The organism is Mycolicibacterium llatzerense, from assembly GCF_025331195.1.
GTDB lineage: Bacteria > Actinomycetota > Actinomycetes > Mycobacteriales > Mycobacteriaceae > Mycobacterium > Mycobacterium llatzerense.
On the sequence record NZ_LXOV01000001.1, the window covers coordinates 984,033 to 1,008,351 of the forward strand.

A 24,319-nucleotide genomic window follows, 5' to 3' on the forward strand; every position below is an offset into this window, starting at 1 on the left:
CCCGGCCGCACCGGGTGCTGCTGGTCTGGGACGCACCGAACCTCGACATGGGCCTCGGGTCGATCCTCGGTGGCCGGCCGACCGCCGCTCACCGACCGCGATTCGACGCGCTGGGCCGGTGGCTGCTGGCCCGCACCAACGAGATCGCCAGCGGCAGGCGGCCGGACCAGCCGCCGGTGGCTCTGGAGCCCGAGGCGACGGTCTTCACCAACATCGCCCCTGGTAGTGCCGATGTCGTGCGGCCGTGGGTGGAGGCGCTGCGCAACGTCGGTTTCGCGGTGTTCGCCAAGCCCAAACTCGACGAGGGCAGCGACGTCGACAGCGACATGCTCGCGCACATCGCGCTGCGCCGCAGCGAGGGTCTGGCCGGCATCTATGTAGCCTCCGCCGACGGCCAGGCGTTCCGTCAACCGCTCGAAGACATCGCCCATGACGGCACTCCCGCGACCGTGGTCGGATTTCGCGAACATGCCAGTTGGGCGTTAGCGTCGGATACCTTGGACTTCGTCGACCTGGAAGACATCCCTGGTGTCTTCCGGGAGCCGCTGCCGCGAATCGGCTTGGATTCGCTGCCTGATCAGGGCGCCTGGCTGCAGCCCTTCCGGCCGTTGTCCGCGCTGCTGAGCTCGCGCGTTTAGGAACAACTACAGATGACGTGTGCGGTGGCCGAAAATGGCAACAACTTTGAGCAGGACTTTATGCAGATAATCGTGAGGAGCTGACGTGTTCGCCTGGTGGGGTCGAACGGTGTACCGATTCCGATACATAGTGATCGGTGTCATGGTCGCACTGTGCCTGGGTGGCGCCGTATACGGGTCCAGCCTCGGCGAGCATGTCACACAGAGTGGCTTCTACAACGAAGGCAGCGAGTCCGTCGCCGCGTCGGTCCTCGGTGACGAGGTCTACGGCCGCGACCGGACCAGCCTCGTGGTGGCGATCCTGACGCCGCCCGACGACAAGAAGATCACCGACCCGGCGTGGCAGAAGAAGGTCAGCGCTGAGCTGGACACCTTCGTCACCGACCACAAGGACAAGGTCGTGGCCTGGGTCGGGTGGCTGAAGGCGCCCAGCGACGGACTGAAGAAGATGACGACGCAGGACCTGCGGCACACCTTCATCACCGTCCCGATCAAGGGCGACAACGACGACGCGATCCTGAAGAACTACCAGGCCGTCGCCCCTGACCTGTACAAAGTCAACGGCGGCAACATCAAGCTGGCCGGCCTGGAGCCGCTCGCGAGCGAGCTGACCGGCACCATCGGCACCGACCAGAAGCGCGCCGAGCTCGCGATCGTGCCCCTGGTCGCGGTCGTGCTGTTCTTCGTCTTCGGCGGTGCGATCGCCGCCGCGCTGCCCGCGATCATCGGTGGTCTGACCATCGGCGGCGCGCTCGGCATTCTGCGGTTCACCGCCGAGTTCGGGCCGGTGCACTTCTTCGCCCAACCCGTCGTGACCATGATGGGCTTCGGTATCGCCATCGACTACGGCCTGTTCATAGTGAGCCGATTCCGAGAAGAACTGGCCGAGGGATACGACGTCGAAGCGGCGGTCAGACGTTCCGTCATGACATCCGGCCGGACCGTCGCGTTCTCCGCCGTGATCATCGTCGCGTCGTCGCTGCCGCTGCTGCTCATCCCGCTGGGCTTCCTGCGGTCCATCACCTACGCGATCATCGCGTCGGTACTGCTGGCCGCGTTCCTGTCGAACACCGTGCTACCCGCCGTCCTCGGCATCCTCGGCACCAACGTCGACGCGCTGGGTGTGCGCACCCTGTTGAAGGTGCCGTTCCTCGCGAACTGGCCGTTCTCGCGCAAGATCATCGACTGGTTCGCCGAGAAGACGCAGAAGACCAAGACCCGCGAAGAAGTCGAGAAGGGCTTCTGGGGCAAGTTGGTCAACGTCGTGATGAAACGACCGTTGGCGTTCGCCGTGCCGATCACCATCGGGATGATCCTGCTGGTCATCCCGCTGGGACAGCTGGCCCTCGCCGGTATGAGCGAGAAGTACCTGCCGCCGGACAACTCGGTCCGGACCGCGCAGGAGGAGTTCGACCAGATCTTCCCCGGCTTCCGCACCAACGCCCTGACCCTGGTCATCAAGAGCGACAACGGGCAGCCCGTCACCGACCAGCAGATCGCCCAAGTCCGGGCCAACGCCGGCACCATCAGCGGGTTCGTGACCCCGGACGGCAACGACAAGTCGAAGATGTGGGCCGAGCGGACCTACCAGGAGGGCGGCACCAAGGACCCGTCCGTCCGGGTGCTGTCCAACGGCCTCATCAACAGCGGCGACGCCGCCGAGAAGATCCACGAACTGCGCACCCTGCAGGAACCGCACGGCGTGCACGTGATGGTCGGCGGCACGCCCGCGCTGGAGCAGGACAGCATCAGCACGCTGTTCGACAAGCTGCCGTTGATGGTGTTGATCCTGGTGGTCACCACCACCGTGCTGATGTTCCTGGCGTTCGGCTCGCTGGTGCTGCCCATCAAGGCCGCCCTGATGAGCGCCCTGACCCTTGGCTCGACAATGGGCATCCTGACCTGGATGTTCGTCGAGAACGGGCACGGTTCCGGGCTGATGAACTACACCGCACAGCCGCTGATGGCGCCGATGATCGGCCTGATCATCGCGGTGATCTGGGGTCTGTCGACCGACTACGAGGTGTTCCTGGTGTCCCGCATGGTGGAGGCCCGCGAACGCGGCATGTCCACCGCCGAGGCCATCCGGATCGGTACCGCGACGACGGGTCGCCTGATCACCGGCGCTGCGCTGGTGCTGGCCGTCGTCGTCGGCGCGTTCGCGTTCTCCGACCTGGTGATGATGAAGTACCTGGCGTTCGGCCTGCTGATGGCGCTGCTGCTCGACGCCACCGTCATCCGGATGTTCCTGGTGCCGGCTGTCATGAAGCTGCTCGGCGACGACTGCTGGTGGGCACCGCTGTGGATGAAGCGCGTCCAGCAGAAGCTGGGTCTCGGCGAGACCGAGTTGCCCGACGAGCGCAAGCGTCCCGCAGTCCGCGAACCCGAGGACCCGCGTGCCCTGGTCGGTTCCGGGGCCCCGGTCCGCGCGCCGCACGATCCGACGCATCCGGCTGCCGGCCAGCGTGCCGTCCCGACCCGGATCAACCCGGGTCAGCCGCAGCCGCCGAGTCAGGCACCGACCAACCGGATGCCGAGCGCTCCCCCGCTGCCACCGGTCCTGCAGGCCCCGTCTGTGCCGCCGTCGGCCCCGCCGGCTTCGCTTGCTCAGTCCACTGAGCCCACTGAGCCCGCTGAGCCCGCTGAGCCCGCGACCACGCGATTCAGCGCCGCCAAGGGCGCTTTCCGCAACGTGGTGTCGAACGTGACCCGCGCGGTCACCCCGCAGAACGACCCGACGCCGCCGACCGCGGCGATCGGTGACCCGGCGACCACCGCCTTCGGTCAGCCCTCCGATCCCGCCACCACGGCGTTCCGCGCGCCGGGTGGTGTCCGGCCGGCCGAGCCGGGCCAGGGTGCCAGCGGCAACCGGGAGATCGAGTCGTGGCTCGGTCAGCTGCGGGGCAACCTCAGCGCCTCCGGACCGCAGATCCAGACTCCGTCAGACGCGCCCGCCGATCAGGGCAACGAGCCGACCACGGCGTTCCGCGCCCAGCCGGCTGACGCCCCGGATTCCACCGAGAAGATCGACACCGGGGAGACCCAGCGTCGCGGTACCGGCGGCGGGGTCAGCGCTGCGGATCTGCTGCGCCGCGAGGGCCGTCTGTAGCAGACGGCGTCGGCCCCTGCGAGACCGTCGCGGCGGCTACCGCACCGGCCTCGGCGAGTAGCTCGGCCTCGGTGGCCTCAGGATCGCTGGCGATCAGCACCCGGATGGCGCTGTTGAGGAACGCGACGATGGGCACGGCGATCAGTGCGCCGATGATTCCGGCGGTGACACCGCCACCGGCGATCGCCAGCACGACGGCGAGCGGGTGGACGGACACCGCGCGGCCCATCACGATGGGCTGCAGCACGTGGGCCTCCAGCTGCTGCACCGCGATGATCAGGCCGAGCGCGATCAACGCATAGATCCAGCCCTTGGCGATCAGCGCCACCACCACCGCCACGAAACCGGTCAGCACGGCACCGACCAGCGGAACGAACGCGCCCAGGAACACCAGGGATGCCAGTGGCAGAGCGAGGGGCACCCCCATGATCGCCAACCCGGTGCCGATGCCCACGGCATCGACCAGAGCGACCACGAACGTCGCGCGGACATATCCGATCAGCGAGCCGAATCCGGCCCGGCCGGCATCCCGCACCCGGTCCCGGACCGAGGCCGGGAAGATCCTGGTGACAAAGGCGTAGATGTCGCGGCCGCCGTGCAGCAGGAAGATCAAGGTGAACAGGACCAGCAGCAGCCCGGTGATGATCTCGGTGAGCGCGCCGGCGGTGGAGAAGACCCCGCTGGTCAGCTTGGCCTGATTGTTCTTCAGGGCGTCGATGGCGGTCTGCCCGACGCTGTTGATCTGATCGCTGCTCAGATGCAGGATCGGGCCTTCGGTCAACCATTTGCGGGCGCCGTCGATGCTCTTGGCCACCTGCTCGACCAGCGCCGGGGCGCCGTCGATGAACTGGAAGACGACGAACGTCAGGATGCCGCCCATCACCACGATGGAGCTCAGCAGCATCGCCGCGACGGCCGCACCGCGCGGCAGTCCGCGCCGCGTCAGCAGGTCCACGGCAGGCAGCAGGAACGCTGCCGCCAGGGTCGCCAGCAGCACCGGCACCACGATGACCTCGAGCTTGATGACGACCCACAGCACGGCGAGCACCGCACCGAAGATCGCCAACAGCCGCCATGACCAGGCTGCGGCCTTACGTACCACCGGATCGACCGCTGCGTCGGCTTGTGACATGGGCGCCAGCGTAGCGCCGCGGGATGACACCGCGACGTTGTTGCACAATGCTTACCGCACACGGCGAGCCGCCCGCGACACGCCGGATACGCTGTGTGCGTGTCGCACGAGGCTTCAGGAGGTCCGCTGACGGCTCGCCGTCGCGGCTCCTGGATGGCGTGCCGTCGCGGTGACGCCCGTCCGCAGTCGGGTCGGACGCGCGGCAAGTACTGGTGGCTGCGCTGGGTTCTCATCGGCGTCGCCGTCGCCGTGCTGACCATCGAGATCGTGCTGGTGTGGGAGCAACTGGCCAAGGCGTGGCGCAGTCTGCTGTCTGCGAAGTGGTGGTGGGTCGCCGCGGCGGCCGTCGCGGCCCTGGCCTCCATGCACAGCTTCGCGCAGATCCAGCGCACCCTGCTCCGCTCGGCCGGCGTCGAGGTCAAGCAGTGGCGGTCCGAGGCGGCGTTCTACGCGGGCAACGCGCTGTCCACCACATTGCCCGGTGGTCCGGTGCTCTCGGCCACCTTCGTGTACCGCCAGCAGCGGCTGTGGGGCGCGTCGCCGCTGGTGGCGTCGTGGCAGCTGGTGATGTCCGGGGCCCTGCAGGTGGTCGGCCTGGCCCTGCTGGGGTTGGGTGGCGCGGTCCTGCTCGGCGCGAGCAAGAACCCCCTGTCACTGATCTTCACGGTCGGCGGTTTCGTGGCACTGCTGCTGCTGGCCCAGACCGTCGCCGCCAACCCGCAGCAGATCGACGGCATCGGGGTGCGGCTGCTGTCGTGGTTCAACTCGTTGCGCGGCAAGCCCGCCGATACCGGGCTGGACGGCTGGCGCCGCACCCTCAACCAGCTGGAGTCGGTCAGCCTGAGCCGCCGGACCTTGACCGTCGCGTTCAGTTGGTCGCTGTTCAACTGGGTCGCCGACGTCGCGTGCCTGGCGTGCGCGGCCTATGCCACCGGCGGGCATCCGTCGCTGGCCGGCCTGACGGTCGCCTACGCCGCGGCCCGCGCGGTGGGGGCGATTCCCCTGATGCCCGGTGGGCTGCTGGTGGTCGAGGCGGTGCTGGTGCCCGGCCTGGTGTCCAGCGGCATGACACTCGCGGCGGCCATCTCGACGATGCTGATCTATCGACTGGTCAGCTGGATCTTCATCTCGGCGATCGGCTGGGTGGTGTTCTTCTTCCTGTTCCGCACCGAGAAGGACTTCGACCCAGATGCTCCCGGCTCCTCTGACGCCGCACCGCGTCCAGCGCCCGACGCGCCCGAGGCACCGCATGACACCGGGTAGCCGGGCGGCGGCGCTCCTGCTCGTCGCCGCGCTCACCTCCTGCGCACCGGTCCCGAAATCGGTTCAATCATCCACTCCGCCAAGCAGTTCCACCAGTTCCGCCGAGCCGATCGTCACGCCGGTGCTGGCCGACGTCGTGGCCGCGCCCGTCCCGGTTCCGGCCACCGACGGCCGCGTGCACCTGGCGTACGAACTGCTGCTGACCAACACCTCGCCCGAGCCCGTGACGGTGGACTCTGTCGCCGTCATGGGGCCGGCCGGCCCGCTGCTGCAACTGTCCGGCGCCGGCCTCGGCTACTGGACCCGGACCATGGGCACCCGGGTCAGCACCAACGAGCTGGGCCCCGGCCAGCGGTCGATAGTGTGGTTGGACGTCAGCCTGGCCGCGGGAAGCGCGGTACCCCAACAGCTTTCACACCGCGTGGTGGTCAAGGTACCCAAGCCGATGCCGCCGCTCGTGCCGCCGGTGGTGACCGAGAACGTCGCGCCCGTGACGGTGTCCGACCACAAACCCGTCGAACTCGAACCGCCGCTGCGCGGCTCCGGCTGGCTCGATGCCAACAGCTGCTGCGACATGACGCCGCACCGGATGGCCCTCAACCCGATCGACGGAAAGCTCTGGGCCGCAGAGCGATTCGCCATCGACTATGTGCAGCTGCAGGCCGACGGCCAACTGTTCAGCGGGGACCGCGCGAAGACGGACAGCTACCTCTACTTCGGCTCCGAGGTGCACGCGGTGGCCGACGGCCCGGTGGTGGCCGTGCTCGACGGCCTGCCCGAACAGGTGCCCGGCGTGGACCCGACCGGACTCACGCTGGCGCAGTACGGCGGCAACCACGTCGTCCAGGACCTCGGGAATGGGAACTTCGCGTTCTACGCGCACCTGAAGACCGGCAGCGTCAAGGTCAAGCCCGGTGATCGGCTGAGTACCGGGCAAGTCCTCGGAAACGTCGGCAATACCGGCAATTCTACTGCGCCGCACCTGCATTTCCACGTGATGAGCGCACCCGATCCGTTGCGCGCCGACGGCCTGCCGTTCGTCCTCCGGTCGTTCAAACTGACCGGCCGACTGGCCGACATGGCGGCCGCCGACGCCCTCGAGGTCGGCGGCCCCGCCCGGCTGGGCCCCGGCTTCACCGCCCGCGACGAAAACAATGTCAGCCCACTGAATCTGGACGTGATGACCTATGACAACTGAGCAGGCCACCGGAAACCGCAGCGCCGCACTGGCTTTCCTCGCCGATGTGGTGTGCGTGGTGATCTTCTGCACCATCGGCCGGCGCAGTCACGCCGAGGGCATCACGCTGGCCGGGGTGGCGCACACGAGTTGGCCGTTCCTGACCGGGACCGTGGCGGGTTGGGCGCTGTCGCGAGGCTGGCGCCGCCCGACGGCGCTGAACCCGACCGGGTTGGCGATCTGGGTCAGCACCGTCGCGATCGGCATGCTGCTGCGCAAGGCCTCAGGTCAGGGCGTCGCGGTCAGCTTCGTGATCGTCGCCTCGACGGTCACGGCCATCCTGCTGCTCGGCTGGCGCGGCGTGGCTCGATTCCGCAAGTGATTTGTGCACGAAAATCCGCGCTGGCCGCGGATTTTCGTACACAAATCCCTAGTTAGCGGGCGGCAGGGCCGGGGAGACCGCAGCGGTCGCGGATGTCCTTGAGCGGCTGCCGGATGCCCTGCAGCTCGGCCTTCGTCTGCGGGTTCGCGGCCAGGTACTGCTTGACCTTGGCATGCGACTGATCCTTCGACAGGCCCCGCAGGCTGGTGAAGAAGTCGTTCACATCCGGGTGGGTGAACAGGTAGGCGGAGGTCGACGCCTCAACGCCTGACTTGACGCCGGCTATGTCCGCAGAGGTGCAGTTCGGCGGCAGATCGTCGGCGAGAGCCGACGGGGCGGCACCGAACAGCACGCTGCCGGCGATCGCGCCGGCGCCGATGAAGCCGGCAACAGCGCGTCGCTTGGCCAGAGCGGTGAGCATCATGTGGTCAAACCCCTTCGTCGAGAGCTCCGGTAGCGGAACCCCGACGGGGCTACCGGCCCCACAAAGATAAGCAGAAGAGCTGGCTGACCGCCTGTTGTGCCTAGCGTGCGGCGGGTTGCGCCGCCGAGACCGCCTGGGCCGGCGGCACCGTCACGCCGGGCAGGGTGGGCGTGAACGGCACGGCGCCGGGCACGCTCGGCATCGCGGGCAGCGTGGCCGGCAGGCCGCTGCTCTGCTGCGCCGACTGCATCAGCCCCATCATCTGCGGCAAGGTCAACGGCAGCTTGCACTGCGAGGACAGCGTCACCAGCGGCGCCTGGAGGTTCTGCAGCGCGGCACCCTCCTGCGGGTTGGCGTCGAAGTAGGTCTTCAGCGCTGCCAACGACTGCGGGCCGGGTTGCTGCTGCGAGATGGTGGTCAAGGTCTGGTTGGCGACCGGGTGTGCATCCAGGTAGGTGCCGGTCGAGGTGGCCACCATGCCGATGGTCTTGGCGACCTGGCTGGCCGCGCACGGATCCTGGCCCGCACCGGCCGACGGGGCACCGAACGACGTCACCACGACACCGCCGAGCGCAGTTACAGCGAACACCCCGGCAAGTCCACGGCGAACGGTCACACTGGTCGTCTTCATGGCAAATCTCCTCACGGGTTTACCGGCCAACTACGGCCGTGTAAACACTCGGCAAACACTGCTTTCCCGGGGTGGCACCTGAAGACGTGCCGGACCGCATCCGGGATTGGGCTCCCGCCATCTTGCCATCGGCGCCGGGTCACTGCCCAATCCACACAGCAAACATCCAGGTCACCGGCCGGTTGGCTGCGGCCCGAGCGACGCCCCAACCGTCACACCCAGGGTTGCTGGCGGGTCCCGAAATTGCCCGGTTGCAGTTGGATCAAGGTTCCCGCCAGGCGCCTCAACGGCGCTCGCGAGCCGGTCACCCTACCCCATACTGGGGTAGGGTCGGCCGCACGCAACGCCGATCAAAAGCACTCCGGTGGCAACCGGGACGACCGCAGGAAGAAGGTTCGCCATCCAGCAGTTGATGATGCGGCTGAGCGGTCTGCTTCGGCGTTGGCGCTGGGCGGTTTTCGCCACCTGGCTGCTGCTCATGGTGCCGTCTCTGTATCTCGCGGCGACCCAGTCCAGCAATCTCAGCGGTGGCGGGTTCGAAGTCGCCGGCTCCCAGTCCCTGCACGTCCAGTACGAGCTCGAGGACCACTTCCCCGACGAGGGCGCCTCGCCGCTGGCCTTGGTCGCGGCCCCGAACGCCAACGCGTCGCAAGAAGACATGACCGCCGCCGTCGACGAGCTGAAACGCATCGCCGCGGGCTTCTCCAACGTCAAGGTCGTGCCCGACCCCACACAGGCCGAGCCGCAGGCCGGCAAACCCTACGTCGTGACGTTGCGGCTCGACTTCAACAACAGCGGCGCCGTCGACATCGCCAAGAAGCTGCGTAAGGCCGTCGGCGTCGAGGGCGGCAAGCCCGGTAAGACCGCCGACGGCAAGGTCCGGCTGTACGTCATCGGGCAGGGTGCGCTCGGCGCGGCCGCCAGTGAGACCACCAAGCACGACGTCGCCGAGGCCGAGAAGTGGAACCTGCCGATCGTGCTGATCGTGCTGCTCGCGGTGTTCGGGTCACTCGCCGCCGCGGCCATGCCGATGCTGCTCGGCGCCTGCACGGTGATCGTGACGATGGGCGTGGTCTACCTCCTGTCCATCTGGGTCACCATGAGCGTCTTCGTGACGACGACGCTGTCGATGTTCGGCATCGCGCTGGCCGTCGACTATTCGCTGTTCATCCTCATGCGCTTCCGCGAGGAGCTCCGTGCCGGCCGGGACCCGGAACAGGCCGTCGACGCGTCGATGGCGACGTCCGGGCTCGCGGTACTGCTGTCGGGGCTGACGGTGATCGCCTCGATCACCGGCATCTACCTGATCGGCACGCCGGTGCTGTCGTCGATGGCCACCGGCGCCATCCTGGCCGTCGCCGTCGCGGTGCTGACCTCGACCACCCTGATCCCGGCGGTGCTGGCCACGTTCGGCAAGCGGGTCGCCAAACGCTCGTCGTGGCTGCACGTCACGCGCCGCCCGGACGTCACGCAGTCACGGTTCTGGACCCAGTGGACCGAACGCACCATGCGGCGTCCATGGCTGTCGGCGCTCCTGGCCGCCGTCTTCCTGATCGCTCTGGCGGCACCGTCGTTCGGCATGCAGCTGGGCAACAGCATGCTGCGGCAGTTCCAGCCGACCCACGAAATCCGGGGCGGCGTGGCCGCGGCGGCCGAAGCGCTGGGCCCAGGTGCCCTCGGCCCGATCCGGGTCCTGGCGACGTTCCCCGACGCGACGGCCTCCGACCCGCAGAACACCGCGACCCTCGACGCGCTGCACCAGACCATGACGCAGGCGCCTGACGTGTCGCAGGTGGCACCGCCGGTGTTCAGCAACGACAACCGCAGCGCCCTGTTCTCGGTCGTGCTCGCGGTCGATCCCGAGGACCTGGTCGCGCGCGATTCCATCACGTGGCTGCGGCAGCATCTGCCGGGCGTCGCGGGCCCGAATGTCGCGATCGCGGTCGGCGGACCGACGGCGCTGATCATGGACTTCGACCACCGCGTCGCGAACACCGAGGTTCTGGTGTTCGTCTTCGTGTCGCTGATCGCGTTCGTGATGCTGCTGATCTCGATCCGCTCGGTCGTGCTGGCGCTCAAGGGCGTCCTGATGACGGTGCTGTCGGTGGCCGCGGCCTACGGCAGCCTGGTGATCGTCTTCGAGTGGGGCTGGTTCAGCGCGCTCGGGTTCAAGCCCCTGGAATCGCTGGACACCACCATTCCGCCGCTGGTGCTGGCGATGACCTTCGGTCTGTCCATGGACTACGAGATCTTCCTGCTGACCCGCATCCGGGAACGCTTCCTGCAGACCGGCAACACCCGCGACGCCGTCGCGTACGGCGTCAGCACCAGCGCCCGGACCATCACCAGCGCCGCGCTGATCATGATCGCCGTCTTCATCGGTTTCGCGTTCGCCGGCATGCCGCTGGTGGCGCAGATGGGCGTGGCGTGCGCCGTCGCCATCGCGGTCGACGCGACCGTCGTGCGGCTGGTCCTGGTGCCCGCGCTGATGGCGATGTTCGACCAGTGGAACTGGTGGCTGCCCGCGTGGCTGGACCGCCTGCTGCCGTCGGTGGATTTCGAGAAGCCGCTGCCCACCACCGACACCGGCAGCCTGGTCATCATCCCCGACGACATCTCTGCCCTCGGCCCCTCCGGCTCCGAACTGCGCAGCGTCGTCAAGTCCGCGGCGAAGCTGCAAACCCTTGCCGCACAGACGGTTACGGTCTCCGACCCGCTGGCGTTCAGCGGGTGCAGCGGCGGCGAGCCCGGCGAGCCGCAGTACGTGCCGCGGGCCGTGCCGCGCCGCATCGCGGCGGCACCCGCCCGCAAGGACGGGTCGCGCACCGGGCTGGCACTGCTGCGACGCCGCTCGCACGGTCAGTCCCGGTCCGCGTCGGACAACCCCGACGTGCACCCGGTCACCATGTGGGGCGGACGGCTGTCGGTCGCGCTCGACGCCCTGTCGCTCAGCGAGAGCGACGGCCCCGCCATCGAGCGCCGCAGCCCGGTGGAGACCACGACGGTGCTGCTGCCCACCGGCGACCGGCTGGAGATCCCGACGGGCGCCGAAACGCTGCGGCTCAAGGGCTACCTGATCATGTCCCGCAACAGCGTCCAGGACTATGCCGACTTCGTCGACCTGGTGTCATGCATGGACATCCGGACTGCGGCCGCGGTTCTCGCCGGAATTGACGGGTATTACTGTGGAGAACGGTCGAAGAACCAGTGGGTGGCCACCCAGTTGGTCCGCAGGTTGGCCGACCCGCACCCGTTCGACGACCAGGAAACAGCAGATTGGCCCGACGTCAAACAGCGTTGTCTGGCGGTGGCAGTGGCCATGTTGGAGGAGGCGAGGTGACGTTGACATCCGAAGTGAGGGACACCCCTTCTGGTGCCGACGATCCCGGTGCCTCTACCGCAGCCGGCACTAACGGCGCACCGACCGTCGCGTTCCCGGCGCAGGCCCCCGGCGAGAAGCCCGTCGAGTTCTGGTCGACGTCGGCCATCCGCGCCGCGTTGGAGAACGACGATCTCGCGGTGTGGCAGCGCATCGTCGTGGCCATCAAGCGTGACCCGTTCGGCCGCACGGCCCGTCAGGTCGAAGAGATCCTGGCGACGACCAACCCCTACGGCATCTCCAAGGCGTTGTCCGAGGTGCTGGACCGCACCCGCACCCAGCTCGAGGCCAACGAATGCGCCGAGGTGGCCCGCCAGATCCGGCTGCTGATGGAACGCTCCGGCCTCAGCGAGACCGAGTTCGCGTCCCGCATCGGTGTTGGCGCACAAGAACTTTCGGCCTACGTGGCCGGTACCACCAGCCCGTCGGCCGCGCTGCTGGTGCGGATGCGCCGGCTCTCGGACCGGTTCGCCCGGATGCGTTCCGCCCGTTCCTGAGCGGGCGTCCCACCGCGCCTAACGTGACGCGATCGGGGTCACGTCCATGACCAGCCAGTGCCCGTCCTGCTTGGTCAGCGTGACCCGCAGGCCCAGGACCGTTGCCTGCGCAGGCTTGTTGGGGCTGTTCTGAGTGGCCCGCATGACCACCGCGACACTCGCGAAATTCGGGCCGATGGTCTCGATACCGGCCGAGATGGTGCTGGCCTGGCCGGCCACCCCGCGACTGGTGAGATCCTTGGCGACCGCATTGAACTCGTTGCGGTAGGCCTCCGCGCGCTGCGGCGCCATCAGCGACGTGGCGCGGTCGATGGAGACGTTCGGTGCACCGGGGGTGAAGGTCGCCGACGCCTCCGCGACGCTGCTGGCGATACCGACCACCGTGGACATGTCGTTGCTGGTGGCGCGGTCCGGCACCGTCCACTTGGTGTAGCCCACGATGGCGGCCGCGGCCACGGCCACCGCCGTCAGCCCGACGGCCGCGAGCCGCAACTTGGGCGCGTCGTCATCGGTGCCCATCGTCACGCCGTCCCGGCGGAACAGCACGAAGTTGACCACCGACGCCTGCAGCACCAGCAGCCCGACGATCGTGCCCACCACGACCCACCACAGCGGCCGGTCCAGGGCCAGCCCGATGTAGACGAGGCTCGCCAGCACCGCGAGCGGCGCCAGGACGTCAAAGACCAGTACCCGCCACGCGTTCCTCATCGCAGCGACTCCAATCGCGAGATCAGCATCTTGCCGCCGACGTCGGACACCCCGAGGCGCAGCCGCCAGCGCACGGTCTGCGGCTTGGCACCGGCGTTCTGGCTCACGGACGTCGCGATCACCATCACCGTCGTGGTGTCCGACGAGATGGCGGCCAGCTCCGGCTGGACCGGCGGTTTGCCCTGCTCTCCCTGCGGCACGTGATGCAGCGTCTCCAGCGCGACGGACTCGATCTGTCCGGCGGTCTGGCTCTGCAGCTTCTGCACCAGCTGGGTGAACGGCGCGACCGTCGCGTCGAAGTCGGCGTTGAGCTGGCCGACCGTGCCCTCGTGCAGCTTCGGCACGTTGACGGCGACGTTGTCCTTGGTCATGTTGATCAGCAGGCTGGCCCACTCGGCGGCGGCCTTCATCGCCTGCGCCTCGTGCGCGCGTTCCGCATCGTCGGCGCGGTGGCCCAGGTAGACCCAGGTCGCGACGGCTACCGCCACCACCGCGATGACACCAAGCACCGCCGAGGCGATGCCGTAGGGGCTGAAGATTCGATCAGCCTGATCGCTCGACGGCGTGGCCTTGGCGGCGGGCTTGGCATCCGTGGCCGCGGGGGCCGGAGCGGCGTCTTCCGCGGTGTCTGTTTCGGCGGAGTCTTCGCTGCGCTCGTCGGGCATGCGCGTGAGGCTACCCGCAGCGCCCGCCGGCACTGCAGCGGCGATGGCAGGATGGCGAGGTGACTCTCGAAGCTACCTCTCCCCGATCCGGTATCGACCTGAGCTACCTCGACGCCGGGGCCCGTCCGCAGGACGACCTGTTCGGTCACGTCAACGGCCGGTGGCTCACCGACTACGACATCCCGGCCGACCGGGCCACCGACGGTGCCTTCCGGCTGCTGGCCGACCGCGCCGAGGAACAGGTGCGCGATCTCATCACGACGGCCTCGGGCCCGGTTGGCTCCGATGCGCAGCGCATCGGCGACCTGTACGCGAGCTTCATGGACACCGCGCGGGTCGACGCCGTCGGCCTGGCGCCGCTGCTGGCTGAGTTGGCTCTGGTCTCGGACGCCGCAGACGCTGCCGCTTTGGCCGCCGTGCTGGGCGGGCTGCAGCGCACCGGCGTCGGTGGTGGCGCCGGCGCGTACGTCGACACCGACTCCAAGGACTCGACCCGGTACCTGCTGCACTTCACGCAGTCCGGCCTCGGCCTGCCCGACGAGTCCTACTACCGCGAGCCCGCGCACGCCGCGGTGCTGGCCGCCTACCCGGAGCACATCGCGCGCATGCTGAGCTTGGTGTTCGGCGGCGACCAGGCCGAGACGGCCGCCCGGATCGTGGCGCTGGAGACCAAACTCGCTGCGGCGCACTGGGATGTGGTGAAGCGCCGCGACGCGGACCTGAGCTACAACCTGCGCCGGTTCGCCGATCTGGCCGACGAGGCACCCGGCTTCGACTGGGCCGGTTGGCTGTCGGCGGTGGGTACGTCGACCGACGTGGTCGCGGAAGTCGTTGTGCGGCAACCGGACTTCCTGGTGGCGTTCGCGGCGCTGTGGGCCGCCGAGCCGCTCGAGGACTGGAAAGCCTGGCTGAGCTGGCGCCTGATCAGCGGCCGCGCCCCGATTCTGACCGACGACCTGATCGCCGAGAACTTCGCGTTCTACGGCCGCCTCCTGTCCGGCACCGAGGAGATCCGGGACCGCTGGAAGCGCGGCGTCGGCCTGGTCGAGGGCCTGATGGGCGATGCCGTCGGAAAGCTTTACGTGGACCGGCATTTCCCGCCCGCGCACAAGGCCCGCATGGATGAACTGGTGGCCAACCTGCGCGAGGCTTACCGGGTCAGCATCACCAACCTGGAGTGGATGACCCCGGAAACCCGGCAGCGGGCGCTGGCCAAGCTGGACAAGTTCACCCCGAAGATCGGCTACCCCGCGCGCTGGCGCGACTACTCGGCGCTGGTGATCGACGGCGGCGACCTGTACGGCAATTACCTGCGCGGGCAGGCCGTCGAGCACGACCGGGAGCTGGCCAAGCTGGGCAGCGAGGTGGACCGGGACGAGTGGTTCATGACGCCGCAGACGGTGAACGCCTACTACAACCCGGGCATGAACGAGATCGTCTTCCCCGCAGCCATTCTGCAGCCGCCGTTCTTCGACGCCGACGCCGACGACGCCGCCAACTACGGTGGCATCGGCGCGGTGATCGGGCATGAGATCGGGCACGGGTTCGACGACCAGGGCGCCAAGTACGACGGCGACGGCAACCTCGTCGACTGGTGGACCGACGCCGACCGGGCCGAATTCGGTTTGCGCACAAAGGCGTTGATCGAGCAGTACGAGGCGTTCTCGCCGCGCGCACTGGAAGCCTCTCATCACGTCAACGGCGCGTTCACCGTCGGCGAGAACATCGGCGACCTGGGCGGGCTGTCCATCGCGCTGCTGGCCTATGAGCTGTCATTGGGCGGCGCGGAAGCCCCGGTGATCGACGGGCTGACCGGTGTCCAGCGCGTCTACTTCGGCTGGGCGCAGGTGTGGCGCACCAAATCCCGTGACGCCGAAGCCATTCGGCGCTTGGCCGTCGACCCGCACTCGCCGCCGGAGTTCCGGTGCAACGGCGTCATCCGGAACATCGACTCGTTCTACGAGGCATTCGATGTCAGTACCTCCGACGAGCTCTACCTCGAGCCCGCCGAGCGCGTGCGCATCTGGAACTAGCTGTCAGACGAAACGCGAAAACCCCCTATTTCCTTGGAAATAGGGGGTTTTCGCGGTTATTGGCGGGTCAGCGCGTGCCGGAGCCCGAACCCGAGCCGGTGCCCGTGGACGGAGCCGCGGGAGTCTGCATGCCCCACTGCCAGTCGCCCGCGCCGTCCGAGTAGTTGTACAAGCCAACCGAGTTCTTCACGACGATCGGGTCGCCGCTGCCGAACTGGTCGTAGAACCACTTGGCGTTGTCGGGCGCCAGGTTGATACAGCCGTGGCTGACGTTGCGCTTGCCCTGGTCGGCCACCGACCACGGGGCGCTGTGCACGAACGCACCGCTGTTGTCGATGCGGACCGCCCACTGCACCTTCAGCTTGTAGCCCTGCGGCGAGTCGACGGGGACGCCGTAGGTCGACGAGTCCATCACCACGTCCGCGAACTTTTCCAGCACGTAGTAGGTGCCGTTCTTGGTCTCGTCGCCGGCCTTGCCCATGGACATCGGGAAGGTCTTCTCGACCACGCCGTTGCGGCTGATGGTCATCTGGTGCGTGGCGTTGTCCGCCGTCGCCACCAGCGAGTCACCGGTGCGGAAGCTGGACTTGGTGCCCGCGGCATCGATGTTGACGACGGTGTTCGCCGGCCAGAAGGCGATGGGCCGCCAGCGCAGCTGCGTGTCGGTCACCCAATAGAACATGCCCGGCACCGGCGGGTTCGACGAGATGTGCACGGCGTCCTGCGCCATCTGCTTGTTGGCGATGGGCCGCGCGAAGTTGATGTAGATCGGCTTGGCCACGCCCACCATGGACCCGTTGACCGGATTGAAGGTCGGCGGGTTGAACGGCGGCTGGCCGACGAACGGCGTCGGGTTCTGGCCGGCCGGGGTGCCTGCCGGGATCGGCTGCGGGTCGCCGGGCACCGGGGCGCCAGGGATCGGGGCCGGCGGCGGCGCGGGAGCGAACGGGTCACCGATCGGCGGGATCGGCGGCGGCAAGGGCGCCTCAGTGGGCAGACCCGGGTCGAACGGCGCGGCTGCCACGCCTGGGTCCGGCGCGTCTGGGTCGGCCAGCGCCGACGGGGTTACGACGGTCATCCCGGCGACCAGTCCGGCCGCCACGACCGCGGTCAGGAGCTTGTTCTTCCACTGCGGCATCCGCCACCTCCAGTTCACAACTTTCCCCAGTGTCGCACAGCAATCTGGCCGGCTACTGGGACTGACCTGCGGCGCAGCCGCAGCACATCAGGCGGGAATGCCCCCTGACCTGGGTTGTTCATCGGCCGCGCGGCGTCATCTGTTACCTACGCCGCAAAGGCCCGCGATCCGCTAGGACCGCACCAATCGGGCGATCTCCGAACGATCCGCGCACAATCGACCATGTGATTGTTGCATTCAGCGTCAGCCCGATGGGTGGCGACGAAGCCGGGGGTGTCGGCGCAGCCGTCGCAGCGGCCGTGCGAGTGGTGCGAGAGTCGGGCCTGCCCAACGAGACCAACGCGATGTTCACGAACATCGAGGGCGAATGGGACGAGGTGATGGCCGTGGTCAAACGGGCCGTAGAAGCGGTAGCTGCGGTGTCGCCCCGCGTCAGCCTGGTCCTCAAAGCCGACATCCGCCCGGGCTACACCGGCCAGCTCACCGCGAAGGTCCAGCGCATCGAGAGTGAACTCGGCAGGTAGTCAGGACCGGACCAGCCGGGCGATCGCCGCGGAGGCCTCGGCCAGCTTCTGCTCGGCCTCGTCGCCGCCGACCGCCACCGCGTGGCTCACGCAGTGCCCCAGGTGCTCGTCGAGCAACGCCAGCGCGACCGACTGCAGCGCGCTGTTCACTGCGCTGATCTGCGTCAACACGTCGATGCAGTACTTGTCCTCATCGATCATCTTGGCGATCCCGCGGACCTGACCCTCGACCCGCCGTAGCCTCTTGGCGTAGTTGTCCTTGTTCGGCGAATAGCCATGTTGGGCCTCCTGCGGCGCATCGCCGTGAGAAGTCTCGGAGTGGCCTCCTGCGGCCCCCGACTCGTCTGCCGTCATAAGCCCAGCTTACCGCATACCCCTTAGGGGTATCCAATGGAATTTCGCTTGGCGGCGGCGGGCATAATTACCTGCATGTCTGCAGATCAGCCCGATATCAAGCCCCGCAGCCGCGACGTCACCGACGGCCTCGAGAAAACCGCAGCCCGAGGCATGCTGCGCGCGGTAGGTATGGGCGACGACGACTGGGTCAAGCCGCAGATCGGCGTCGGGTCGTCGTGGAACGAGATCACCCCCTGCAACATGTCGCTGCAGCGGCTGGCGCAGTCGGTCAAGGCGGGCGTGCACGCCGCCGGCGGTTACCCGCTGGAGTTCGGCACCATCTCGGTCTCCGACGGCATCTCGATGGGCCACGAGGGCATGCACTTCTCGCTGGTCTCGCGCGAGGTCATCGCCGACAGCGTCGAGACCGTGATGCAGGCCGAGCGCCTGGATGGCTCCGTGCTGCTCGCCGGCTGCGACAAGTCCATCCCCGGCATGCTGATGGCCGCTGCCCGGCTGGACCTGGCCAGCGTCTTCTTCTACAACGGGTCGATCATGCCGGGCGTCGCGAAGCTGACCGACGGCACCGAGAAGGAAGTCACCATCATCGACGCCTTCGAGGCCGTCGGTGCGTGCGCCCGTGGGCTGATGTCCCGCGAGGACGTCGACATCATCGAGCGCGCCATCTGTCCGGGCGAGGGCGCCTGTGGCGGCATGTATACCGCCAACACCATGGCGTCGGCGGCCGAGGCACTCGGTATGTCGTTGCCGGGCAGCGCATCTCCCGTCGCGATCGACAAGCGCCGCGACGAATACGCCCGCAAGTCCGGTGAGGCTGTCGTCGAGATGCTGCGCCGCGGCATCACTGCGCGCGACATCCTGACCAAGGAAGCGTTCGAGAACGCCATCGCCGTGGTCATGGCGTTCGGTGGGTCCACCAACGCAGTGCTGCACCTGCTGGCCATTGCCCGCGAGGCCGAGGTCGAGCTGACCCTCGCCGACTTCACCCGCGTCGGCAACAAGGTGCCTCACCTCGCCGACGTGAAGCCCTTCGGCCGCCACGTGATGAAGGACGTCGACGAGATCGGTGGCGTGCCCGTGGTCATGCGCGCGCTGCTGGATGCCGGTCTGCTGCACGGTGATTGCCTCACCGTCACCGGCAAGACCATGGCCGAGAATCTCGCCCACATCGCCCCGCCCGACCCGGACGGCAAGGTGCTGCGCGCGATGAACAACCCGATCCACCCGACCGGTGGCATCACCATCCTGCACGGCTCGCTGGCACCCGAGGGCGCCGTCGTGAAGTCGGCCGGCTTCGACTCCGACGTGTTCGAGGGCACCGCACGGGTTTTCGAGCGCGAGCGCGCTGCCCTCGACGCACTGGAGGACGGCACCATCACGCACGGCGACGTCGTCGTCATCCGCTACGAGGGCCCCAAGGGCGGCCCGGGCATGCGCGAGATGCTCGCCATCACCGGCGCCATCAAGGGCGCCGGCCTGGGCAAGGACGTGCTGCTGATGACCGACGGCCGCTTCTCGGGTGGGACGACGGGCCTGTGCGTCGGGCACATCGCGCCGGAGGCCGTCGACGGCGGGCCCATCGCGTTCGTGCGCGACGGTGACCGCATCCGCCTGGATGTGGCCAATGGCACGCTCGACCTCCTCGTTGATGAGGCCGAATTGGCTACGCGCCGTGAAGGATTCGAGCCGCTGCCGCCGCGCTACAAGACCGGCGTGCTGGCCAAGTACACCAAGCTGGTCCAGTCGGCCGCCGTCGGCGCGGTCTGCAACTAGGAGTCCCCTTCCCGCGAGCGTGCGTGTCTGTACATGGACACGCCGCCAACGGCGTGCATTTCGCGCACGCTCGCGGGCCGGTACAGTGACGATCGGGCGCGCAGGACCGCCCGACGTCCGCTCGAAGGGGCTCAGCCTCCCTGCTTGTTGAGTTTTTGTGACCGACCTCTTCTCGGCCCGATTCGCGGACGCGGGCGCATGAGAGGAGGCCGTCATGGCCAGCACACTGCCCACCAATCCGTCCCTGGACAAGCTGCGCGTCGAAGCACGCACGCTGCAACGGTCAAACGGCATTGCCCTGCACGCCGCCCAGTTCGCCGTCGCCCGCAACTATGGCTTCACCGGGTGGCCCGCCCTGGTGCACTACCTTCGGTTGGCCGCTGATCTGAGCGTCGACCCGGGCGCCGTCGACGAAGACGCCCTCTCCCCTGCCGACCGGTTCTGCTCGTGGGCGACGTTGCGCTACAACGAATCCGACGCGCCACCCCGTTGGCAGTCCGCCGCCGACCTACTGGCGGCCGATCCCGGGCTGGTCTCCCGCAGCGTCTGGGCCGCGGCCTGCGCTTCGGACCCGGTCGCGCTCGCCGACCATCTCGCCGGGCGACCAGCGCTCGCCAACACCGGCGGCGGGCCGTTCGGTTGGGTACCCCTGACGTATCTGTGCTACTCACGTATCCCCTTGGGCCGCAACGTAAACGACGTACTGGCGGCAGCCACGGTGCTACTCGACGCGGGGGCAGACCCGAACGCCGGCTATCTGTGGTGCGGCATGTCGACGCCGTTCACGCTGTTGACCGGGGTGTTCGGCGAAGGCGAACAGGGACCGCGCCGTCAGCCCCGGCATCCCCATGCAGCCGAACTCGCGACGCTGCTGCTGCGCCGTGGCGCCCATCCGGTCGATCAGCAGACGCTCTACAACCGGATGTTCCGCCCTGACGATTCACACCTGGAGCTGCTGTTCGCCCACGGCCTGGCCGACGCCGGGCCGAGTCCGTGGGAGCGCCGACTCGGTGAGGCCATGGAGACCCGGGAACAGCTGTGGCAGCGGCAGATTCACTGGGCCGCCGAGCACGGCTTCGGCGATCGCCTCGACCTGCTCGCCCGGCACGGCATCGACGTGTCCGGTGTCGATGTTGTCGTTCCGGCCTTTCCCGATGATCCGAATGCCCGCGACGACCAGGGCGCGACACCGCTGCACCAGGCCGCATGGGAAGGCGATCTGGAGCTGATCCGGCGGCTGCTGGAGGCGGGCGCCGACCCGTCCATCACCGATACGCGGTTCGGTTCCACTCCGTTGGAGTGGGCCGAGTATGCCTATCAGACCGAGGCTGCGGACCTACTCCGGCAGGGCGAGCCAAAGACGTTCTGACAGAAGTTGATCCACGAGACGGCGCGACGACCCCGTCGTCAGTAGACGAGATCTGCCAGGTGGCGCTTGGCGAAATCGCGCATCGCCGACTCATCATCAACCGCAACGAGTTTCGACGGAATCTCCACATACGACCGCGCGATCCGGACCAGAAGCTCCGAAACCACCAGCAACTCATCGTCAGGCATCTGGGCACCGCTGCGCCGCAACGAATCACGAACCCGCCCGGCGACCTCACCCACCGTCCACTCCCGAACCGAGGTGACCAAACCGCGCACCAGGGCCTGTTCCTCGAAGAACACCCGCCGGTACAGCCTGGAGGAATTGAGCGACCTGACCGCCCCGGCGAATGCCTCGACGACCGCCTCCTGCGGGCTGTGATTGCGAGTCGCCCGGTCCAGGTCATGCATTGTCGTGGTGAGCATCCGTTGCAGCACCGCGAGAATCAGCGCTTCTTTGTTGACAAACCGGCGATACAGGGTGCTGCGACTGACACCCGCGGCCCTGGCTATGACATCAAGACTGGCCCGGCTCAGCCCGACGGCTTCGAACTCGGACGCCGCGGCGGCGAGCAGCGCATCCACCTCGTCCGCGGGACCCGATTGCCCCGCAGATCCGCCGTCCGCCGTCATATTCAGACGCACCCACGCTGCATCGGCCAACACTAGCACTCTGACACGCTGACACAGGTATTGACATCTGTTTCACCCGGGTGTTGTCTCGAACCAGAAGTCGGGAGGCAAAACCATGACGATCGACCACGACGCAACCGGCGTCGAACGCGCGCGTGACCGCGACGGCCGGCTGTCGCCGGCCTTGCGCAACCAGCGGCCACTACGTCCGGATTCACTGGTCTGGAAATACTTCGGCGATCACCGCCTCAACCTCCTGCTCGGCCGAGCGGGGACTACCGAGAACATGTATCCGCAACTCGGGCAGGCAGTTTCGGACCACTCCGTCATCTTCACCGATCTGTTCGAACGGGTACGACGATCCCTCCCGCCGATCGCCAACACGGTCTACGGCGACGCGCCCACCAAGACCGGACTGCAGATCAGGAACTTTCACAAGCCGCTCGCGGGCACCATGTCAGATGGCTCGAAATATCACGGAACCCCTTACGTGGGTTTGGATCCCGAGACGTTCTACTGGGCACACGCCACCTTCATCGATCAACTTCTCACTGGCGTCGAGAGATTCATCAAGCCACTCACCCTCCAGGAGAAGGAACAGATCTTCGCCGAATCTCGGGACTGGTACAGCCTCTACGGTGTCGACGACAGCTTTCAGCCGCGGACCTACACAGAGTTCGTCCAGTATTGGGACCGCGTCGTCGCCGACGAGCTGGTCGGCAACACCAAGGTCGCGCAGTACACCGTCGGATACATCACCAAGGGCCTCTCCCGGGCATTTCCGGTACCGAAGCCGATCCCGCCCCTGTTTTGGAACCGGCTGTTGGCACCGGTGCTGGACCGGGTCGGATCCTTCCTCGGCGCCGGCGGGCTGGACCCAGCGCTACGAGACAAACTCGGCATCCCCTGGTCAGCCCGCCAAGAAGCCCGATATCGCCGATTCTGTGCAACGGTCAGGGCCCTCGGCCCTGTGTGGGAACGCCTCGCGCCGGTCTGGATGCGCTACATGAAACAAGCGGTTGACGGGTTCGAACGCGAGCACGTGGACCCACGAACAATCACTGCGCGGCCGCGCGCCATCGACGATTGAGGAGATGCGATGCTCAAGCTGCAAATGGCCGACGTACCCGCCGGATCGGGCTTGAAGCCGATTTACGGCACCTGCATCCCTGGCATGGTCGAACAGATCATGATGCTGCGGAACCAGGAGAAGAGCACTCGCAAGCAACTCGAACGATTCGGTGACATCACTTACAGCACGTTCTTCGGCCGGAACGTCGTCTCAGTGATGTCTCCCTCGGGGGCGCAGACCGTTACCACCAATCGCGACAAGGCTTTTGCCAACGAGCCGGCATGGGACTTCCTGATCGGTGTGGCGTTCCGGCGTGGCATCCTCCTGATGGACTTCGATGAACACCGGCATCATCGGGCGATCTTGCAGCAAGCATTCACGAACACCAACCTCAAGGGCTACCTACAGGAGATGCAGCCCGTGATCGCCCAACGGGTCAACCGATTGCCAACCGGGACAGTACGTCTGGGCGACGAGTTCAAAGCGATCACCCTGGACGTGGCGTTGGAGGCCTTCGTCGGCGTCAAGCTGCCACGCGAGGATGCGAACAAGGTCAACGAGGCCTTCATGCATTGCCTCGAAGGTTTGTCTGCACTGGTGCGCCACCCGATCCTGGGCGGCAAATGGCGTCGCGCCGTCGAAGGTCGGAGAGTGCTCGAAGAGTTTTTCTATCAGCACCTACCCAACAAGCGTGCCACGCAGACACCTGACTTGTTCTCGGTGCTGTGTCACGCGGAATCCGATGACGGTCACACATTCACCGATCGGGACGTCGTCAATCACATGATCTTCGTGCTGTTCGCCGCGCACGACACCTCCACCACCGCATTGACCACCATGGCGTACCACCTGGCCCGGTACCCACAATGGCAGCAACAGGCCCGTGAACAATCGTCGACGTTAGGTCCCGAAGTCGGATACGACACACTCGACCAGATGAACGTGCTCGACCTCGTGATGAGAGAGTCGCTGCGCCTGAACCCTCCGGTTCCCACAATCGTGCGGGAAGCACTGCGGGACACCGAGATCGACGGATACTTCATCCCGAAGGGCACATTCGTGTCGGTCACACCCCGCGCTGTTCACCTCAACCCGGCCGTTTGGCACAACCCCAATCATTTTGATCCCGAACGCTTTGCACCCGAACGCCACGAGGACAAGGTCCATCGATTCGCCTGGATTCCGTTCGGCGGCGGAGTGCACAAGTGCATCGGGCTGTACTTCGCGCAAATGGAGATCAAAACAGTCATGCACAACCTGCTGCGCAACTACGACTGGTCCGTACGCCCGGACTACCACTGGAAATTCGACCCGACCACCCTCGGCATGCCGAAGGACGGATTGACGGTCGAGCTGCGCCGCCTTCAGTGAAAGATCACGGCGGGCGCCGTCAGCGTCGTCATCGGCCGGCGCGAC

Annotated in this window: 21 protein-coding genes; 13 read left to right on the top strand and 8 right to left on the bottom strand. The window is 67.4% G+C overall.

The window, feature by feature from the left end:
• Positions 1-638, top strand: a 638-nt coding sequence (locus A7G45_RS05055) for a PIN domain-containing protein (protein WP_260934441.1), incomplete at its 5' end; no start/stop codon positions are given.
• Positions 639-723: 85 nt separating this feature from the next.
• Positions 724-3,747 (top strand): trehalose monomycolate exporter MmpL3, encoded by a 3,024-nt coding sequence (locus tag A7G45_RS05060; RefSeq protein ID WP_260934443.1) that lies wholly within the window; start codon positions 724-726, stop codon positions 3,745-3,747.
• Here the strand turns inward: A7G45_RS05060 and A7G45_RS05065 are convergent.
• On the bottom strand, positions 3,707-4,879 hold the full coding sequence (locus tag A7G45_RS05065; protein ID WP_260934444.1) for an AI-2E family transporter: 1,173 nt from the start codon (positions 4,877-4,879) through the stop codon (positions 3,707-3,709). The two genes, A7G45_RS05060 and A7G45_RS05065, sit on opposite strands and share 41 nt — an antisense overlap.
• Before the next feature lie 153 nt (positions 4,880-5,032).
• Between A7G45_RS05065 and A7G45_RS05070 the strand changes: the two genes are divergently transcribed.
• Genes A7G45_RS05070 through A7G45_RS05080 form a run of 3 tightly spaced genes read left to right on the top strand, consistent with a single transcriptional unit; the run spans position 5,033 to position 7,701 of the window.
• Complete coding sequence (locus A7G45_RS05070; protein WP_260937984.1) at positions 5,033-6,142, top strand: lysylphosphatidylglycerol synthase transmembrane domain-containing protein; 1,110 nt, start codon at positions 5,033-5,035, stop codon at positions 6,140-6,142.
• Positions 6,129-7,340 carry a M23 family metallopeptidase gene (locus A7G45_RS05075; RefSeq protein ID WP_260934446.1) on the top strand — a complete coding sequence of 404 codons (1,212 nt, stop codon included), beginning with the start codon at positions 6,129-6,131 and terminating at the stop codon, positions 7,338-7,340. The genes A7G45_RS05070 and A7G45_RS05075 overlap by 14 nt, the downstream gene beginning before the upstream one ends.
• Entirely contained in the window at positions 7,330-7,701 is a 372-nt protein-coding gene (locus tag A7G45_RS05080; RefSeq protein ID WP_260934448.1) for a DUF3054 domain-containing protein, read from the top strand. The genes A7G45_RS05075 and A7G45_RS05080 overlap by 11 nt, the downstream gene beginning before the upstream one ends.
• A 52-nt stretch (positions 7,702-7,753) precedes the next feature.
• Here the strand turns inward: A7G45_RS05080 and A7G45_RS05085 are convergent, their stop codons facing one another.
• Both A7G45_RS05085 and A7G45_RS05090 read right to left on the bottom strand, forming a co-directional pair.
• Complete coding sequence (locus tag A7G45_RS05085; RefSeq protein ID WP_260934451.1) at positions 7,754-8,125, bottom strand: heme-binding protein; 372 nt, start codon at positions 8,123-8,125, stop codon at positions 7,754-7,756.
• 100 nt (positions 8,126-8,225) lie between these two features.
• On the bottom strand, positions 8,226-8,756 hold the full coding sequence (locus A7G45_RS05090) for a hemophore (protein WP_260934453.1): 531 nt from the start codon (positions 8,754-8,756) through the stop codon (positions 8,226-8,228).
• 412 nt (positions 8,757-9,168) lie between these two features.
• Between A7G45_RS05090 and A7G45_RS05095 the strand changes: the two genes are divergently transcribed.
• Entirely contained in the window at positions 9,169-12,096 is a 2,928-nt protein-coding gene (locus A7G45_RS05095) for an MMPL family transporter (RefSeq protein ID WP_260937986.1), read from the top strand.
• Positions 12,093-12,632 (top strand): helix-turn-helix domain-containing protein, encoded by a 540-nt coding sequence (locus A7G45_RS05100; RefSeq protein WP_260934454.1) that lies wholly within the window; start codon positions 12,093-12,095, stop codon positions 12,630-12,632. The genes A7G45_RS05095 and A7G45_RS05100 overlap by 4 nt, the downstream gene beginning before the upstream one ends.
• An 18-nt stretch (positions 12,633-12,650) precedes the next feature.
• Here the strand turns inward: A7G45_RS05100 and A7G45_RS05105 are convergent, their stop codons facing one another.
• Positions 12,651-13,340, bottom strand: coding sequence for a hypothetical protein (locus tag A7G45_RS05105; RefSeq protein ID WP_260934457.1), 690 nt, complete (start codon positions 13,338-13,340; stop codon positions 12,651-12,653).
• Positions 13,337-14,005 (bottom strand): hypothetical protein, encoded by a 669-nt coding sequence (locus A7G45_RS05110; RefSeq protein ID WP_260934458.1) that lies wholly within the window; start codon positions 14,003-14,005, stop codon positions 13,337-13,339. The genes A7G45_RS05105 and A7G45_RS05110 overlap by 4 nt, the downstream gene beginning before the upstream one ends.
• 59 nt (positions 14,006-14,064) lie before the next feature.
• On the opposite strand from A7G45_RS05110, the gene A7G45_RS05115 reads away from it, so the two are divergent.
• Positions 14,065-16,038: a M13 family metallopeptidase gene (locus tag A7G45_RS05115; RefSeq protein ID WP_260934459.1), complete on the top strand. Its 1,974-nt coding sequence runs from the start codon at positions 14,065-14,067 to the stop codon at positions 16,036-16,038.
• A gap of 67 nt (positions 16,039-16,105) precedes the next feature.
• Here the strand turns inward: A7G45_RS05115 and A7G45_RS05120 are convergent, their stop codons facing one another.
• Complete coding sequence (locus A7G45_RS05120; protein ID WP_260934461.1) at positions 16,106-17,176, bottom strand: L,D-transpeptidase; 1,071 nt, start codon at positions 17,174-17,176, stop codon at positions 16,106-16,108.
• A gap of 224 nt (positions 17,177-17,400) precedes the next feature.
• On the opposite strand from A7G45_RS05120, the gene A7G45_RS05125 reads away from it, so the two are divergent.
• The gene (locus A7G45_RS05125) at positions 17,401-17,700 is read left to right on the top strand and encodes an MTH1187 family thiamine-binding protein (protein ID WP_043985609.1); all 300 of its coding nucleotides are present in this window, start codon (positions 17,401-17,403) and stop codon (positions 17,698-17,700) included.
• Here the strand turns inward: A7G45_RS05125 and ricR are convergent, their stop codons facing one another.
• Complete coding sequence (gene ricR / locus A7G45_RS05130; protein ID WP_043391193.1) at positions 17,701-18,054, bottom strand: copper-sensing transcriptional repressor RicR; 354 nt, start codon at positions 18,052-18,054, stop codon at positions 17,701-17,703.
• Positions 18,055-18,129: 75 nt separating this feature from the next.
• On the opposite strand from ricR, the gene ilvD reads away from it, so the two are divergent.
• A complete protein-coding gene (gene ilvD / locus A7G45_RS05135; protein WP_071288480.1) occupies positions 18,130-19,830 on the top strand; it encodes a dihydroxy-acid dehydratase in 1,701 nt (566 codons plus the stop codon).
• 214 nt (positions 19,831-20,044) lie between these two features.
• Positions 20,045-21,199, top strand: a complete 1,155-nt coding sequence (locus A7G45_RS05140) for an ankyrin repeat domain-containing protein (RefSeq protein WP_260934467.1) — start codon at positions 20,045-20,047, stop codon at positions 21,197-21,199.
• Between the two features lie 38 nt (positions 21,200-21,237).
• Here the strand turns inward: A7G45_RS05140 and A7G45_RS05145 are convergent, their stop codons facing one another.
• Positions 21,238-21,861, bottom strand: a complete 624-nt coding sequence (locus A7G45_RS05145) for a TetR/AcrR family transcriptional regulator (RefSeq protein ID WP_131630718.1) — start codon at positions 21,859-21,861, stop codon at positions 21,238-21,240.
• 85 nt (positions 21,862-21,946) lie between these two features.
• Between A7G45_RS05145 and A7G45_RS05150 the strand changes: the two genes are divergently transcribed.
• Together A7G45_RS05150 and A7G45_RS05155 are read left to right on the top strand one after the other, a co-directional pair.
• Positions 21,947-22,921 carry an oxygenase MpaB family protein gene (locus A7G45_RS05150; protein ID WP_043985607.1) on the top strand — a complete coding sequence of 325 codons (975 nt, stop codon included), beginning with the start codon at positions 21,947-21,949 and terminating at the stop codon, positions 22,919-22,921.
• 9 nt (positions 22,922-22,930) lie between these two features.
• Complete coding sequence (locus tag A7G45_RS05155; RefSeq protein ID WP_260934470.1) at positions 22,931-24,274, top strand: cytochrome P450; 1,344 nt, start codon at positions 22,931-22,933, stop codon at positions 24,272-24,274.
• Positions 24,275-24,319: the final 45 nt, after the last annotated feature.